13 protein-coding genes are annotated in these 15018 nt (G+C 65.5%); 12 read left to right on the top strand and 1 reads right to left on the bottom strand.

All coding sequences use genetic code 11. The features are described 5' to 3' along the window. The first annotated feature begins 107 nt into the window (after positions 1–107). Positions 108–2690 carry an ATP-dependent chaperone ClpB gene (gene clpB / locus VM621_RS08540; RefSeq protein ID WP_325468540.1) on the top strand — a complete coding sequence of 861 codons (2583 nt, stop codon included), beginning with the start codon at positions 108–110 and terminating at the stop codon, positions 2688–2690. A gap of 11 nt (positions 2691–2701) precedes the next feature. Here clpB and VM621_RS08535 read toward each other — a convergent pair whose 3' ends face one another. Then, positions 2702–5194, bottom strand: a complete 2493-nt coding sequence (locus VM621_RS08535; protein WP_414674510.1) for a TonB-dependent receptor plug domain-containing protein — start codon at positions 5192–5194, stop codon at positions 2702–2704. 276 nt (positions 5195–5470) lie between these two features. On the opposite strand from VM621_RS08535, the gene VM621_RS08530 reads away from it, so the two are divergent. The 11 genes from VM621_RS08530 (at position 5471) to tolQ (ending at position 15017) form a co-directional block, all read left to right on the top strand. Beyond that, positions 5471–5806, top strand: coding sequence for a zinc ribbon domain-containing protein (locus VM621_RS08530; RefSeq protein ID WP_325468539.1), 336 nt, complete (start codon positions 5471–5473; stop codon positions 5804–5806). Positions 5807–5914: 108 nt separating this feature from the next. Continuing rightward, positions 5915–6487 carry a DUF3011 domain-containing protein gene (locus VM621_RS08525; RefSeq protein WP_325468538.1) on the top strand — a complete coding sequence of 191 codons (573 nt, stop codon included), beginning with the start codon at positions 5915–5917 and terminating at the stop codon, positions 6485–6487. A gap of 71 nt (positions 6488–6558) precedes the next feature. After that, entirely contained in the window at positions 6559–8325 is a 1767-nt protein-coding gene (gene aspS, locus VM621_RS08520) for an aspartate--tRNA ligase (protein WP_325468537.1), read from the top strand. Between the two features lie 16 nt (positions 8326–8341). Beyond that, positions 8342–8980, top strand: coding sequence for an esterase/lipase family protein (locus tag VM621_RS08515; RefSeq protein WP_325468536.1), 639 nt, complete (start codon positions 8342–8344; stop codon positions 8978–8980). 55 nt (positions 8981–9035) lie between these two features. Then, positions 9036–9785 carry a YebC/PmpR family DNA-binding transcriptional regulator gene (locus VM621_RS08510; protein WP_325468535.1) on the top strand — a complete coding sequence of 250 codons (750 nt, stop codon included), beginning with the start codon at positions 9036–9038 and terminating at the stop codon, positions 9783–9785. Between the two features lie 21 nt (positions 9786–9806). Then, positions 9807–10325: a crossover junction endodeoxyribonuclease RuvC gene (gene ruvC, locus VM621_RS08505; protein WP_325468534.1), complete on the top strand. Its 519-nt coding sequence runs from the start codon at positions 9807–9809 to the stop codon at positions 10323–10325. Continuing rightward, a complete protein-coding gene (gene ruvA, locus VM621_RS08500) occupies positions 10322–10918 on the top strand; it encodes a Holliday junction branch migration protein RuvA (protein WP_325468533.1) in 597 nt (198 codons plus the stop codon). Before ruvC ends, ruvA begins: the two co-directional genes overlap by 4 nt. Before the next feature lie 3 nt (positions 10919–10921). Continuing rightward, positions 10922–12823 carry a potassium transporter Kup gene (locus VM621_RS08495; RefSeq protein ID WP_325468532.1) on the top strand — a complete coding sequence of 634 codons (1902 nt, stop codon included), beginning with the start codon at positions 10922–10924 and terminating at the stop codon, positions 12821–12823. Positions 12824–12859: 36 nt separating this feature from the next. Next, the gene (gene ruvB / locus VM621_RS08490; RefSeq protein ID WP_325468531.1) at positions 12860–13900 is read left to right on the top strand and encodes a Holliday junction branch migration DNA helicase RuvB; all 1041 of its coding nucleotides are present in this window, start codon (positions 12860–12862) and stop codon (positions 13898–13900) included. Continuing rightward, positions 13897–14301: a tol-pal system-associated acyl-CoA thioesterase gene (ybgC, locus tag VM621_RS08485; RefSeq protein ID WP_325468530.1), complete on the top strand. Its 405-nt coding sequence runs from the start codon at positions 13897–13899 to the stop codon at positions 14299–14301. The genes ruvB and ybgC overlap by 4 nt, the downstream gene beginning before the upstream one ends. A gap of 32 nt (positions 14302–14333) precedes the next feature. Further along, positions 14334–15017, top strand: a complete 684-nt coding sequence (gene tolQ / locus VM621_RS08480) for a protein TolQ (RefSeq protein ID WP_046969619.1) — start codon at positions 14334–14336, stop codon at positions 15015–15017. Position 15018 lies beyond the last annotated feature (1 nt).

Here is a 15018-nt window from a genome sequence, read left to right as displayed (position 1 = left end):
GCTGCTCCTTCACCGTTGAAGGCGCATGCTTCCACCCGCATCTGTGAGGCCAGAGGCGGTCGCGGGGAGGGCCCGGGGCGCGCCAACACCTTTGGGAGACACCATCGATGCGTATGGACAAACTCACGTCGCGATTCCAGCAAGCGCTGGCCGACGCCCAGTCGTTGGCCGTCGGCCGCGACAACAACATCCTCGAGCCGGCACATGTGCTGGCCGCGCTGCTCGACCAGCAGGGGGGCTCGACCGGGCCACTGCTCACGCAGGCCCAGGTCAATGTTCCCGCCTTACGCCAGCGCGTGGGCGAGATACTCGACCGCTTGCCGCGCGTGGTCGGGCAGGAAGGCAACATCAATCTCGGCAACGATCTCAACCGCTTGCTCAACCTCACGGACAAGCTGGCCCAGCAACGTGGCGACCAGTTCATCGCCAGCGAGCTGTTCCTGCTGGCCCTGCTCGACGATCGTGGCGACGTCGGTGGTGCCCTCAAGGCGGCCGGGGCGACGAAGGAGCGGCTCGAGGCGGCGATCGACAAGTTGCGTGGCGGTGAGAAAGTGCAGTCGGAAAACGCCGAAGAGCAGCGCCAGGCACTCGAGAAATACACCATCGACCTGACCGAACGTGCGGAGGCCGGCAAGCTCGATCCGGTCATCGGCCGCGACGAGGAAATTCGCCGCACCATCCAGGTCTTGCAACGGCGTACCAAGAACAATCCCGTGCTGATCGGCGAGCCCGGCGTCGGCAAGACGGCGATCGTCGAGGGGCTCGCGCAGCGCATCGTCAACGGTGAAGTACCCGAAGGCCTGCGCGACAAGCGCGTGCTGTCGCTCGATATGGGCGCGCTCATCGCCGGGGCGAAATTCCGTGGCGAGTTCGAGGAGCGCCTGAAGAACGTGCTCAGCGATCTCTCCAAGCAGGAAGGTCGCGTCATCCTCTTCATCGACGAGTTGCATACGATGGTCGGCGCGGGCAAGGCCGATGGCGCCATGGATGCCGGCAACATGCTCAAGCCGGCACTGGCGCGCGGCGAGCTGCATTGCATCGGCGCGACCACGCTCGACGAGTACCGCAAGTACGTCGAAAAGGATGCCGCCCTCGAGCGTCGCTTCCAGAAGGTGTACGTTGGCGAGCCTAGCGTCGAGGACACCATCGCGATCCTGCGTGGCCTGAAGGAGCGCTACGCGGTGCACCACGGGGTGGAGATCACCGACCCGGCGATCGTCGCCGCGGCCACGCTCTCCGCGCGCTACATTCCCGACCGCCAGCTGCCGGACAAGGCCATCGACCTGATGGACGAGGCGGCCTCGCGCATCCGCATGGAGATCGACTCCAAGCCGGAGGAACTCGATCGCCTCGAGCGTCGCCTCATCCAGCTCAAGATCCAGCGCGAGATGCTGAAGAAAGAGCACGACGACGAGTCGAAGCAGCGCCTCGCCACCCTCGAGTCCGACATCGACAAGCTCGACCGCGAGTTCTCCGACCTCAACGAGGTGTGGAAGTCCGAAAAGGCGATGCTCCAGGGCACGACCAAGGTGAAGGAGCAGATCGAGGCCGCGCGCCTGGAACTCGAAGGCGCCCAGCGTCGGCAGGATTACGCGGCCATGAGCGAGATCCAGTACGGGCGCCTGCCGGCACTGGAAGCTCAGCTGGCCGCCGCGCAGCAGGCCGAGAAGCAGGACTTCACCTTGTTGCAGGATCGCGTCACGGCCGAGGAGATCGCCGAAGTCGTCGCTCGCTGGACCGGCATTCCGGTGGCGAAGATGCTCGAAGGCGAGCGCGAAAAACTGTTGCAGATGGAAAGTGCGCTCCATTCGCGCGTGGTCGGCCAGGACGAGGCGGTTAAGGCCGTCTCGGATGCGATCCGCCGTGCCCGCGCAGGCCTTTCCGATCCGAACCGCCCATACGGGTCGTTCCTCTTCCTCGGCCCGACCGGCGTGGGCAAGACGGAGCTGTGCAAGGCGCTGGCCGATTTCCTCTTCGATACCCAGGACGCCATGATCCGCATCGACATGAGCGAGTTCATGGAGAAGCACTCGGTGAGCCGGCTCGTCGGTGCGCCTCCGGGCTATGTCGGCTATGAAGAAGGCGGTTACCTCACCGAGGCCGTGCGTCGTCGCCCCTACAGCGTGATCCTGCTCGACGAAGTGGAGAAGGCACATCCGGATGTCTTCAACATTCTTCTGCAGGTACTCGACGATGGCCGCCTCACGGATGGCCAGGGTCGCACGGTGGATTTCCGCAACACGGTCATCGTGATGACCTCGAACCTGGGCTCGAACCTGATCCAGGAGCAGGCCGGCGACAGCGAAGCCGACTACATGCAGATGAAGGCGTCGGTGCTGGGCGTGGTGCAGGCGCACTTCCGCCCGGAGTTCATCAATCGTCTCGACGATCTCGTGGTGTTCCGCCCGCTCGACAAGAAGCAGATCCGTTCGATCGCGCGGATCCAGCTGGCCTACCTGGGCAAGCGGCTGGCCGAACGTCAGCTCGGCCTCGATGTGACCGACCGGGCATTGGATCTGCTCGGCTCGGCCGGCTTCGATCCGGTGTACGGTGCACGTCCTTTGAAGCGGGCGATCCAGCAACAGCTGGAAAACCCGCTGGCGCAGCGGATTCTCCAGGGCCTGTTCACGCCCGGGCAGACGGTACGCGTGGATTCCGATGGCAACCACCTCGTCTTCGAGGCGGTGTAGGAGCCGCTGGATCAGAACCGGAAGCCCACCTTTGCGTAGTAATAGCGCCCGTTGAAACCGAACGGCGACAGCGCCGAGTACTGCAGGCCACTGGCGAAGTCCTCGCCGCTGTTGTTCGGTTTCACGCGCGTCGGGTACTGGTTGGTCACGTTATCCACGCCGAGCGTGAAGTTCCACGCGTCGATGGCGTAACCCAGCGAGGTGTTCAACAGCCAACGCGCCGAGAACACCTGGTCCGTGGTCGGGTCCGTATTCACGCGCGTGACCGAGCCGTAACGGGTCAGGTCGCCGTGCACGTTGAAGCCTGCGATGGCCCAGTCAGCGCCGAACAGGAACTTCGTGCGTGGCGTCGCCTTGGTCAGGATGCCCTGGCTCGAGCGACCGAACAGTTCGATGGGGTCGGTCGAGTTGGCCTGCAGTACGGCAGGCGTGGCACTCACCGAGAGCACTTTCACCTGGTTGTAGTTGCCACTGGCGAGAAGGTTGACCTGGCCCCACGACGTCGTCGGGATACGGTAGTTCAACACGAGGTCCGCGCCGCGGGTGCGCGTTGCCGCCGCATTGGCGAAGTACTGGATCGCGGTGACCTGCTGACCCGGCACGATACTGTTGAAGTACGCGGCTAGCAGCGGATCGGTCAGGCTGATCGTGTCGGAGTACAGCACCTGATGCCAGATCCGGATCTGGTAAACATCGAGCGTCGCGCTGAAATCCGCGATCGGTTCCCACACCGCACCAAGACCGTAGTTCACCGATTTCTCGGGTTTCAGCGGCTTGGCGCCCAGCGCGATGGCTGCGGGGTCCGAGGTGCGGTAGGTGCCGGTCTGCGCCAGCTGGCCGGTGGTCGGATCGATGATCGTCACCACCGACTGGTAATTCTGCTGGGCGAGCGACGGCGCGCGAAAGCCATTCGATATCGTGCCGCGCAGGGCGAAGGTCGGGGTGAACTGGTAACGCCCGGAGACCTTGCCCGAGCGGGTGGAGCCCGCGTCGCTGTAGTGCTCGTAGCGGCCCGCGATGCCTGCGGAGAACTTGTCGGTGAGGTCGTTCTCGAGATCGGCGTAGAGCGCTTCGCTGTGCCGGGTGAAGCTGCCTGCCGCCTCGGGGGACAAGCCGGGAAAGACCTGCGAGCCGCCGGCATACGGCGTCGTCGTGCCGGGGATGAGGGTGTTCTGATCGAAGAAGTACGAGGTCGGGTCGCCGGCATCGATCTGGTACTTCTCCTTTCGGTACTCCGCACCGAAGGCGAGCGTCAGCGGGTTCTTCAGCCAGCCGACGTTGAACTCCTTGCCGATATCGAGGTTGGCCAGGGCCTGCGAGTTCTTGAACGTACCGGCGTTGAAGTACGTCGGCGACGAACCGGTCGTGTAGTACAGGTTGGTGTTGACGCTGTTCTGGATATCGAAGCCGAGGTTGTTGATACCGTAGTTGCCGGAGGCATCCCAGCGCCATCCACCGTCGGTCACGCCTTTCACACCGAGTACCGCGGTGGTGTCGTTGGTGTGGTTGACGATCTGCGGGAGGAAGCCGTTGGGATAGATCTCGGGCACGTTGCGCGCGTTGGCGGCCGCCCGGTAGTAGCCGTTCGAGGTGACGTCACGCCGACTGAGGCTGAGGAACCCGTAGACGTCGATGTTGTGCGCCACTTCGTACTGGAAGTTGGTCAGTGCCTGGTACGTCTTCACCGCCGGGTCGCCATAGCGCTGGTGGGCGACGTTGCCGTCGGCGGCTTCCTCCGGGGTGTACAGCGAGAGCGGCGAGCGCCGGTTGGTGTTCATCGAGTCCTGGTAGTTCCAGGCCACGCGCAGCCAGCCCTTCGCATCCGCGCCCTTGCCGCCGAGATCGATGCCGACGGAGCCGTCCACACCATTGGTGTCGCCGTCGCGTTTGCTCATGGTGCCGCCGTTGACATTGATGCTGTTCTTGCCTTCTCCCGCGCCGTGCTTGAGTACGATGTTGATCACGCCGGCGATCGCGTCCGAGCCGTATTGCGCGGCGGCACCGTCGCGAAGTACTTCGATGTGGTCGATCGCGGAGATCGGAATGGAGTTGAGGTCGGCGGGTGCGGCGCCACGGCCGACGGAGTTGTTGTAATTGACCAGGGCGGACGTGTGGTAACGCTTGCCGTCGACGAGTACCAGCGTAGCGTCGGGCGACAGGCCGCGCAGGCTTGCCGGTCGGATGGCATCGTTGCCGTCGTTGATCGCCGGTCGCGGGAAATCCAGCGAGGGCAGGAGTCGTCCGAGCGCCGTGGCCAGGTCGGTCGCACCGGAGGACGTGAGGTCCTTGGGCGAGAGCACGTCGATCGGCGATAATGACTCCGCTTCGGTGCGGTTGGTGCTGCGCGTGCCGGTCACCACGACCTGGTCCAGCTGACGTGCCTGCTTGGCATCCGGGGGTGGCGTGGCGTCCTGGGCGTAACCGGGCGTCACGATCATGAGTCCGAGCGCGGGAAGCCAGAAGCTGGCCACCGGCTTGCGTCGAGAGGTCTTGCCTGTCGTCATCGATGGATCCCCTAGGCGAGCTACGCACGCAGGGCGGGAGTGCCCCGCGGACGCGGTCGAAAAGCCGCGTTGGGATCGACGCTAGGCATTCTCGCTGCGACGCGTCAACCGATTCGTCACATCTGCGCCATAATGGTGAAACGGAAGCATGTACAGGCCTGTTTTCAAGGGATTGGCACGGAACTGGCTTCTTTCTCCTTGTTGGTGCAATGCAAAAGTATTCCGGCGCGAAGCGTCCGGGCAGATAATCTCCGGCTGACGTTCAGAGAACCGCCCATGCCCATCTATGAGTTTCAATGCAAAGCCTGCGGGCACCGTTTCGAGCGCCTGCAGAAGATGTCCGACGCCGATCCCACGGTCTGCCCGGACTGCGGCCAACCGCAGGTCGGCCGCATGCTGAGCGCGCCCCAGTTCCGTCTGGCCGGTGCCGGCTGGTACGAGACCGACTTCAAGAAGGACGGCGACAAGAAGAAGAATCTTGCGGAGGGCTCTTCCGGCGCCCCGGCGCCTGCGCCTGCCGGGGCAGCAGCGCCCGCTCCGGCCCCGGCCCCGGCCCCGGCGCCCGCAGCCGCGCCGGCGGGCAAGGGCGATGGCGGGGCCGCCTCGTCCTGATTGGGCAAGATCCGCGCCGCGCAGCGTGGCCTTCGTTATTTCATTCAAATCGCGTTGCAATTTCCTGCGCTAGCGTACGACTCCCGATCGAGTGACAAAGGAGTGTGTATGCGTGGTGTGCTGGGTGGCCTTGCCCTGGTGGCGATGGCAGTGACGATGAGCGTGGTCTCGCCGATGGCGCAAGCACAGCGCGGCACGATCGACTGCGGAAGCGGTGACAACAAGCCGGGGCGTTGCCCGGTGCCGTGGCGAGACGCACAGCTGGTCAGGCAGGATTCCAAGGCGGCCTGCGTGCGCGAGCGGACCTGGGGCTTCGATCGCCAGGCCAACGCCATCTGGGTGGACCGTGGCTGCCGGGGCATCTTTGCCGAGGCTGGCGGCTGGGGTGGCGGCGGTCGTCCGGGCGGCGACGGCCGTCCGGGGTGGGGAGGCGATCGTCCCGGTTGGGACGACGACCGCCCGGGCCCGGGTTGGGGTGGCGGTCCCCAGCGCACGATCGACTGCGGCAGCCGCGACAACGGTTACGGCCATTGCGATGTCGACGTTCGCTTCGCGCGCCCGCGCCTGCTTCGCCAGGACTCGGATGCGCGTTGCCAGGAAGGCTATAGCTGGGGCGTCGATCGCGACGGTATCTGGGTCGACAAGGGCTGCCGCGGCATCTTCTCCGTAGGCGGTCGCTGAGCGGTCGAAAGCTAGGCCGGACCCCGGGTCGTGGTACGATCCGGGGTCTTTTCCCATGAAGCTTCAAGCGCATGCGCAGCCATTTTTGCGGACTCATCGACGAGTCGCTGATCGACCAGAACGTCACCCTTTGCGGTTGGGTGAACACCCTGCGACTGCAGAGTCACGTGGCCTTTGTCGACCTGCGCGATCACGAGGGCATTGCCCAGGTGGTGATCGAGCGCGAGAACGCCGACGCCTTCGCCGTCGCCGGCGAACTGGGATACGAATATTGCATCAAGGTCACCGGTCAGGTGCGCAAGCGCCTCGCCGCCAACGACAAACTGAAGACCGGCACGGTCGAGCTCATCGCCGACAAGGTCGAGATCCTCAACGCCGCCCGTGATCTCCCGTTCGCGCTGCACGAGACGCCGAACGAAGACATGCGGATGACCTACCGCTACCTCGACCTTCGCCGTCCGGAAATGCAGCAGATGATGCGCACCCGGACCAAGCTGGTTCGCGAGCTGCGCCGGTATCTGGACACCGCGGGCTTCCAGGATATCGAAACCCCGATCCTGACCAAGGCCACGCCGGAAGGCGCGCGCGATTACCTCGTGCCCAGCCGGGTCCACCCCGGCCAGTTCTACGCCTTGCCGCAGTCGCCGCAGCTGTTCAAGCAGATCCTGATGATGGCCGGCTTCGACCGCTACTACCAGATCGCCCGTTGCTTCCGCGACGAAGACCTTCGCGCCGACCGCCAGCCGGAATTCACCCAGCTCGACCTCGAGTTCGCCTTTGTCGAAGAGCGTGACGTGCAGGACTTCGTCGAAGACCTGATCCGTCATGTGTTCCGCGAGGTCCGCCACGTCGAGCTCGACGCCAGCTTCCCCCGCATGACCTATGAAGAGGCGATGCGTCGGTTCGGTTCGGACAAGCCCGACCTGCGTATTCCCCTGGAACTGACCGACATCGCCGAGGCGGTGAAGCACGTCGAGTTCAAGGTCTTCTCCGGCCCGGCCAACGACCCGGCCGGTCGCGTCGCCGCCCTGCGCGTGCCGGGAGCTGCCGACCTCTCCCGCAAGGACATCGACGGTCTCACCGAGTACGCCGGCAAGTACGGCGCCAAGGGCCTTGCCTGGTTGAAGGTCGACGACCTCGCCAAGGGTCGCGAAGGCATCAACTCACCGGTGGCCAAGTTCCTCGACGACACCGCGCTCGCGCAGGTGCTGGCGCTTACCGGCGCCGCCTCCGGCGACATCGTGTTCTTCGGCGCGGGCGCCTGGAAGACGGTCACCGACTTCATGGGAGCGCTGCGCATCAAGCTGGGTCGCGACCGCGGCATGGTCGAGAACGCCTGGAAGCCGCTGTGGGTCACGGATTTCCCGATGTTCGAATACGACGCGCAGGAGCAGCGGTACGTCGCCCTGCATCACCCGTTCACCGCGCCCAAGGTCGACGACATCGCCGACCTTCGCGCAAACGCCGCGATCTCGGTGAGCCGCGGCTACGACATGGTCCTCAACGGCAACGAAATCGGCGGCGGATCCATCCGCATCCATCGCCCCGACATGCAGAGCGCCGTGTTCGAGCTGCTCGGCATTGGCGCGGCCGAGGCCGAAGCCAAGTTCGGTTTCCTGCTCAAGGCGCTGCGCATGGGCGCGCCGCCCCATGGCGGCCTGGCGTTCGGTATCGACCGCATTGCCGCGCTGATGGCCGGTACCGAGTCCATTCGCGACGTCATCGCCTTCCCGAAGACCACCAGCGCCCAGGACCTCATGACCGATGCGCCGTCCCCGGTCTCCGAGCCGCAGCTGAAGGAACTCCACGTCCGCGTCGCCGTGGAGCCGAAGGCCTGACCGGCGCCGCACACCGATGACCGACAACCTGCCCGAGGTCCTGCTGCTCCACGGTCTGTGGATGCGGGGCTTCGCCATGGCGATGCTGCACCGGCGCCTGCGCGAGGAAGGTTTCAGCGTTCATCAGTTCGAGTACATGAGTGTGGCCGCGCCGCCGGAGCAGGCCATCGCGCGTCTGCGCAAGCGGATTCGCAGCCTCGGTCCGGGTCCGGTCCATGTGGTCGGCCACAGCCTCGGCGGCGTCCTCGCCTTGCTTGCCTGCCGGGACGACGATCTGCCGCCGGGGCGGATCGTCTGCCTCGGCTCGCCGCTCAACGGCAGCGGCGCCGCCCGTGGGCTCACGCATCGCTGGGGCGGCGACATGCTGCTGGGCCGCTCGCGCGAACTGCTCGAGCATGGCCTGGACCGTTGGGACGGCGCGCGCGAAGTCGGCATGATCGCCGGCCGCATGCCGGTCGGCCTGGGCGCCTTCGTCGGCGCGTTGGGCGATGAGCACGACGGCTCCGTCGGCGTGGAGGAGACCCGTCTGCCGGGCCTGACCGGCCATTGCGTACTGGAAACCAGTCACACCGGAATGCTGGTTTCCGCGGACGTCGCAAGGCAGGTCGCCGTTTTCCTCCGTGACGGGCGGTTCGACACCCCCTTAGCCCCTTAACGTGATTGCGGCTAGAATCGCGCCCTCGTCCGTCCGGTAAAGCCAGGAAACGCACATGGGTAGAGGCCCGTCCATCGAAGGTCGCAAGAATGCCGAAGACGCCAAGCGCGCCAAGGTCTTCACCAAGCTGATCCGCGAAATCACCATCGCCACCCGTGGCGGCGTGCCCGATCCCAACGGTAACCCGCGCCTGCGCGCGGCCGTGGACAAGGCCCTGGCCGCCAATATGACCAAGGACACCATCGACCGTGCGATCAAGCGCGGCTCGGGCGCCGAGGGTGGTGCCGACATGCACGAGATCCGCTATGAGGGCTACGGTCCGGCGGGTACCGCGCTGATCATCGAATGCGTCACCGACAACCAGACCCGCACCGTCGCCGACGTCCGCGCCGCGCTGACCAAGCTTGGCGGCAGCCTGGGTACGACCAACTCGGTGGCCTTCCAGTTCACCAAGGTCGGTCAGGTGGTCGTTCACACCGGTGGCGACGCCGAGATCGAGGCGAAGCTGGAAGAAGGCGCGATCGAGAATAACGCCGAAGACATCGTGATCCAGGACGGCGTCGGCACGGTGTTGCTCGCCGCCGACCCGATCGCGGTCGAAGCCATGCGCAAGGCGCTCGCCGCGGCCGGCTTCGACATCGACGGCTCCGACGTGGTCATGCGGCCGAACGGCCCGCTGGTCACGCCGACCGGCGAGGCCCTGGAGCATTTCGAGAAGCTGCTTACCCGCCTGAACGACCTCGACGATGTGGACGAGGTCTATCACAACGCCATCCTGCCCAGCCAGGATGCGGAAGACGCGTGAGCTCGTGAATCCCTCGCTGTCATGACCCGCATTCTGGGTATCGATCCGGGCAGCCAGCGCACGGGTGTGGGCGTGATCGACGTGGCCGACAACGGCACGTTGACTCACGTCTGGCACGGTGCGCTGGTGATCGGTGGGGAGGCTACCTTTCCGCTGCGCCTCAAACGTATCTTTGACGAACTCTGCGCCATCATCGGCACGCACGGTCCGGCGGAGGCTGCGATCGAGCGGGTCTTCATGGCGCGCAATCCCGACTCGGCCCTCAAGCTGGGTCAGGCACGCGGCGCGGCCATCGTCGCCATGGTCAGCCAGGGAATCGTCGTGCACGAATACGCGGCGACCGAGGTCAAGCAGGCGGTGGTCGGTACCGGCCGCGCCGACAAGACCCAGGTCCAGCACATGATCGGGATGATCCTCGGCATCAAGGGCCCGCTCCAGGCGGATGCCGCCGACGCGCTGGCGATCGCGATCGCCCATGCGCACACCCGGACCAGTCTTGAACGCGTGGGTATCCCGCGCACGGCATGGAGACGCCGATGATCGGCCGACTGCGCGGAACCCTCATAAGCAAGCAGCCACCCTCGCTGCTCATCGAAGTCGGCGGTGTCGGTTACGACGTCGACGCCCCGATGTCCACCATCTACGACCTTCCGGCGACCGGCAAGGAAGTCACCCTCCTTATCCACTATGCGGTGAGAGAGGACGGCGTCTCGCTTTACGGCTTCCTTCGCGAACCGGATCGCGCCATGTTCCGCCACCTGCTCAAGGTGAGCGGTATCGGGGCGAAGATCGCGCTGGCCGTGCTTTCGGGTGTGTCGACCGACGATCTCTCCCGGCTGGTCCACGCGGGTGACGTGGTCGCCCTCACCAAGATCCCGGGCATCGGCAAGAAGACGGCCGAGCGCATGGTGGTCGAGTTGCGCGACCGCGTCGACGCGGTGGGCGTGCGCCTGCCGTCGACGATCGCGGGCGAAGTCGCACCCACCGACCCGGTGGCCGAGGCCACGGTCGCGCTCCAGCAACTCGGCTACAAGCCCGTGGAGGCCTCGCGCCTCGTGCAGAAAGTCGCCGCGGAAGGCGATACCGCCGAAGCCATCATTCGCAAGGCGCTACGCGCCGCGCTGGGAAGTTGAACCATGGGTCAGCCTAACCACGCTGAAGAACTGCGCAACGCGCACGGCAAGAAACTGGCCGCGCTCGCGCTCGGCGCCATCGGCATTGTCTTCGGCGACATCGGTACCAGTCCGCTGTACACGATGAAGGAAACGCTAGGCACGCACGGCATGACGCCCCAGCCGATGGCCGTGCTCGGCGTGCTGTCGCTGATCTTCTGGTCATTGTTGATGGTGATTTCGCTCAAGTACGTCACCTTCGTCATGCGCGCGGACAACAAGGGCGAGGGCGGCATCATGGCGCTGATGGCCCTGGCGCAGCGCAGCGTGAGCGGTTCGCCGCGGGCCCGTTGGGTGCTCGCCGCGATCGGTATCTTCGGTGCCTCCCTGTTCTATGGCGATGGCGTGATCACGCCTGCCATGTCGGTGCTTTCGGCCGTCGAGGGCCTTGAAGTGGCCGCGCCCTCGCTCGAATCCTATGTGCTGCCGATCTGCCTGGTCATCCTGGTAGCGCTGTTCGCGATCCAGCGCCACGGTACCGAGATCGTCGGCAAGGCGTTCGCGCCGGTCATGATCGTCTGGTTCCTCGTGCTTGCCTGGCTTGGCCTGCGCCAGCTCGTCGACCATCCGCAGGTGCTGTACGCACTCAATCCGATGTACGCCGTGCGCTTCTTCCTCGAGCACGGCAAGCAGGCCTTCATCGCGCTGGGCGGCGTCGTGCTGGCCCTGACCGGCGGCGAAGCGCTGTATGCGGACATGGGTCACTTCGGTAAGAAACCGATCCGCCTGGCCTGGTTCTTCTTCGTCCTTCCGGCCCTGTTGATCAACTATTTCGGCCAGGGTGCGCTGCTCCTGCACGATCCGAGCGCGATCGAGAACCCGTTCTACAAGATGGTGCCGGAAAGCCTGCTGTACCCGATGATCGCGCTGGCCACGGCTTCCGCCGTGATCGCGTCGCAGGCGGTGATCTCGGGTGCCTTCTCGATGACCCGCGAAGCGATGTCGCTGGGCTACTCGCCGCGCATGGCGGTGGTGCATACCTCGCACGAGATGTCCGGGCAGATCTTCGTGCCCTGGGTGAATCGCCTGCTGCTGGTCCTCGTGGTGCTGGCGGTGATCGGCTTCCGTTCGTCGAACAACCTCGGCGCCGCGTACGGTATCGCGGTGACCGGCACGATGACGATGACGACGCTGCTGGCCCTGGTCGTCGCGCGCTACCGCTGGCATTGGCACTGGTCCGCGGTCATCACCGTCGGCGTGGTCTTCCTCATCGTGGACGTCGCGTTCTTCGGCGCCAACGCACTCAAGATCGCCCATGGCGGCTGGTTCCCGCTGGTTCTGGGCGTGGTCATCTTTACTGTGATGACCACCTGGCGCCGGGGCAGGGACCTCGTCGTCCGCGAGATCAAGCAATCGGGCCTCGCGCTGGAGCCCTTCGTCGCCAATATTTCGGACCATCCGCCGCTGCGCGTGCCGGGTACGGCCGTGTTCCTGACGGCCAACCAGAACTCGGTGCCGCACGCGATGCTGCACAACCTCAAGCACAACAAGGTGCTGCACGAGCGCAACGTGCTGCTTACCGTGGAAATGCTGGAGACGCCGGTCGCCGACTACGACGAGCGCATGGAAGTCATCGAGTACGGCGGCGGGTTCTACGGCCTGCAGCTGCGCTACGGCTTTGCCGAGGATCCGAACATTCCGGCCTCGCTCGCTCGCGCGGGTGCCAAGGGCCTCGACTTCGACATGATGGACACCACGTTCTTCCTGTCCCGCGAAAACATCGTCGCCGACGCCCGCCGTCCGGGCATGGCCTTGTGGCGCGACAAGTTGTTCGCCTTCCTGGCGCGTAACGCGATGCCGGCCACGGCGTTCTTCCAGATCCCGGGCAACCGCCTGATCGAGCTGGGTGCGCAGGTCGAGATTTGAGGAATAGGGTGCTCGCAGACCTGCCATAATGCGGCCATGTCCGAGCACCGCATCATTTCAGCCACCGCCGCCATGGACGACGATGCGCTGGAAGCCAGCATTCGTCCCAAGCGCCTTGCCGAATATCTCGGCCAGCAGACGGTGCGCGAGCAGATGGCCATCTATATCGAGGCGGCGCGGCGCCGGCAGGGTGCGCTGGACCACGTGCTGATCTTCGGGCCGCCGGGCCTGGGCAAGACCACGCTGTCCCACGTGATCGCCAACGAGCTGGGCGTGAATGTCCGCTCCACCTCGGGTCCGGTGCTGGAGCGGGCAGGGGATCTTGCCGCGCTGCTGACCAACCTCGAGGCGAACGACGTGCTCTTCGTCGACGAGATCCATCGCCTGTCGCCGGTGGTCGAAGAAGTGCTCTACCCGGCCATGGAGGACTTCCAGATCGACATCATGATCGGCGAGGGCCCCGCGGCCCGGTCGATCAAGCTCGACCTGCCACCCTTCACCCTGATTGGCGCGACCACTCGTGCCGGTCTGCTCACCGGCCCGCTGCGCGACCGCTTCGGCATCATCCAGCGGCTGGAGTTCTACAGCGTGGACGAGTTGACCGCGATCGTCCGGCGCGCGGCGCGCATCTTCAACATCGAGTGCGACATCGACGGCGCCATCGAGATCGCCCGGCGCTCGCGGGGCACGCCCCGGATCGCCAACCGGCTGCTGCGCCGCGTGCGCGACTACGCCGAGGTGCGTGGCGATGGCAAGATAACCCACGACCTGGCGCGTGCAGCGACCGACATGCTCAGGGTCGACGCCCTGGGCTTCGACGACCTCGACCGGCGCCTGCTGAAGACGATCATCGAGAACTTCGATGGTGGTCCGGTAGGTGTGGAGTCGCTGGCGGCCGCCCTCAGCGAGGACCGCGGCACCCTGGAGGACGTGGTCGAGCCCTATCTGATCCAGCAGGGTTACCTGATCCGCAGCGCCCGGGGCCGTATGGCCTCCGCCAAGGCCTGGCGCCACCTGGGCCTGACCCCGCCACCGCGCCAGACCGTGGCCCCGGACCTGTTCTCGGACGACGTATGAGCGTTTTCAGCTGGCCTGTAAGAATCTACTGGGAAGACACCGACGCCGGTGGCGTCGTCTACCACTCCAACTACCTGCGCTTCATGGAGCGGGCCCGTACGGAGTGGCTGCGCGCCCAGGGCATCGACCAGGTGGCCCTGCGCGATGCCACCAGCCTGGGCTTCGTGGTCCGGGACATGCACCTCGATTTCCTGCGGCCGGCCCGTCTGGATGATGAACTCCTGGTCAGCGTGGTCGTCAAAGAACGTCGTTCAGCCAGTATGCTGTTCGATCAGGAGATCGTGCGCGGGGGCACGGTGCTGGTGCGCGCCACGGTGCGCGCGGCTTGCGTGAACCTCGACACGATGCGCCCCGCCCAGATTCCGGCGGACCTGTTCCCCAACGCATTCCCTATTTCCTAAAGCCATAGATACCGGCGGAGAGCCTTCAAGCGATGAACGGTGGACTGAACATTTTCAAGCTGGTCGCGGAAGCGAGCCTGCCCGTACAACTGGTCATGCTTCTGCTGCTGGTGTTCTCGTTCCTGTCGTGGGTGATCATCATCCGCAAGTACGGCCAGCTGAAGACCGCCCACGACAACGCCGAGACCTTCGAGGATCGTTTCTGGTCGGGCGCCGACCTGGCCGCCCTGTTTCGCGAGGTGGGTAACCGCGAGGGCCAGCACGGTATCGAGAACGTCTTCGAGGCCGGCTTCCGTGAATTCGCCCGCCAGCGCCAGCGCCGGGTGACCGACGCCAACCGCGTCATGGAAGGCTCCGAGCGCGCCATGCGCGTGGCCGGCACCCGCGAGATCGGCAAGCTCGAACAAAACCTGGAATTCCTCGCCAACGTCGGTTCGATCAGCCCGTACATCGGCTTGTTCGGCACCGTGTGGGGCATCATGGGCGCCTTCCAGGGCCTGGGCGAAATGAAGGACGTGACCATTTCCGTGGTCGCCCCGCACATTTCCGAGGCACTGATCGCGACGGCCATGGGCCTGTTCGCCGCCATCCCGGCCGTCTGGGCGTACAACCGCTTCGCCACCAAGGTCGAGCGCATCGCCTCGCGCTACGAGGTGTTCCAGGAAGAATTCTCCTCGGTGCTGCAGCGCCAGATTCACGCCGACGACGTGGCCTGAG

The sequence above is a fragment of the Luteibacter sp. genome, from assembly GCF_035539195.1.
Taxonomy (GTDB): domain Bacteria; phylum Pseudomonadota; class Gammaproteobacteria; order Xanthomonadales; family Rhodanobacteraceae; genus Luteibacter.
The sequence above is the reverse complement of the archived record's forward strand: the minus strand, read 5'-3'. Positions and strand labels throughout refer to the sequence as shown.

What these genes read in the sequence shown, in the direction of transcription:
- VM621_RS08495 (WP_325468532.1), top strand. Translation starts at nt 10,922, where the DNA reads ATGGGTCAGCCTAACCACGCTGAAGAACTGCGCAACGCGCACGGCAAG.
- VM621_RS08510 (WP_325468535.1), top strand. Translation starts at nt 9,036, where the DNA reads ATGGGTAGAGGCCCGTCCATCGAAGGTCGCAAGAATGCCGAAGACGCC.
- ybgC (WP_325468530.1), top strand. Translation starts at nt 13,897, where the DNA reads ATGAGCGTTTTCAGCTGGCCTGTAAGAATCTACTGGGAAGACACCGAC.
- VM621_RS08525 (WP_325468538.1), top strand. Translation starts at nt 5,915, where the DNA reads ATGCGTGGTGTGCTGGGTGGCCTTGCCCTGGTGGCGATGGCAGTGACG.
- VM621_RS08530 (WP_325468539.1), top strand. Translation starts at nt 5,471, where the DNA reads ATGCCCATCTATGAGTTTCAATGCAAAGCCTGCGGGCACCGTTTCGAG.
- VM621_RS08515 (WP_325468536.1), top strand. Translation starts at nt 8,342, where the DNA reads ATGACCGACAACCTGCCCGAGGTCCTGCTGCTCCACGGTCTGTGGATG.
- aspS (WP_325468537.1), top strand. Translation starts at nt 6,559, where the DNA reads ATGCGCAGCCATTTTTGCGGACTCATCGACGAGTCGCTGATCGACCAG.
- ruvA (WP_325468533.1), top strand. Translation starts at nt 10,322, where the DNA reads ATGATCGGCCGACTGCGCGGAACCCTCATAAGCAAGCAGCCACCCTCG.
- ruvB (WP_325468531.1), top strand. Translation starts at nt 12,860, where the DNA reads ATGTCCGAGCACCGCATCATTTCAGCCACCGCCGCCATGGACGACGAT.
- clpB (WP_325468540.1), top strand. Translation starts at nt 108, where the DNA reads ATGCGTATGGACAAACTCACGTCGCGATTCCAGCAAGCGCTGGCCGAC.
- tolQ (WP_046969619.1), top strand. Translation starts at nt 14,334, where the DNA reads ATGAACGGTGGACTGAACATTTTCAAGCTGGTCGCGGAAGCGAGCCTG.
- VM621_RS08535 (WP_414674510.1), bottom strand. Translation starts at nt 5,194, where the DNA reads ATGACGACAGGCAAGACCTCTCGACGCAAGCCGGTGGCCAGCTTCTGG.
- ruvC (WP_325468534.1), top strand. Translation starts at nt 9,807, where the DNA reads ATGACCCGCATTCTGGGTATCGATCCGGGCAGCCAGCGCACGGGTGTG.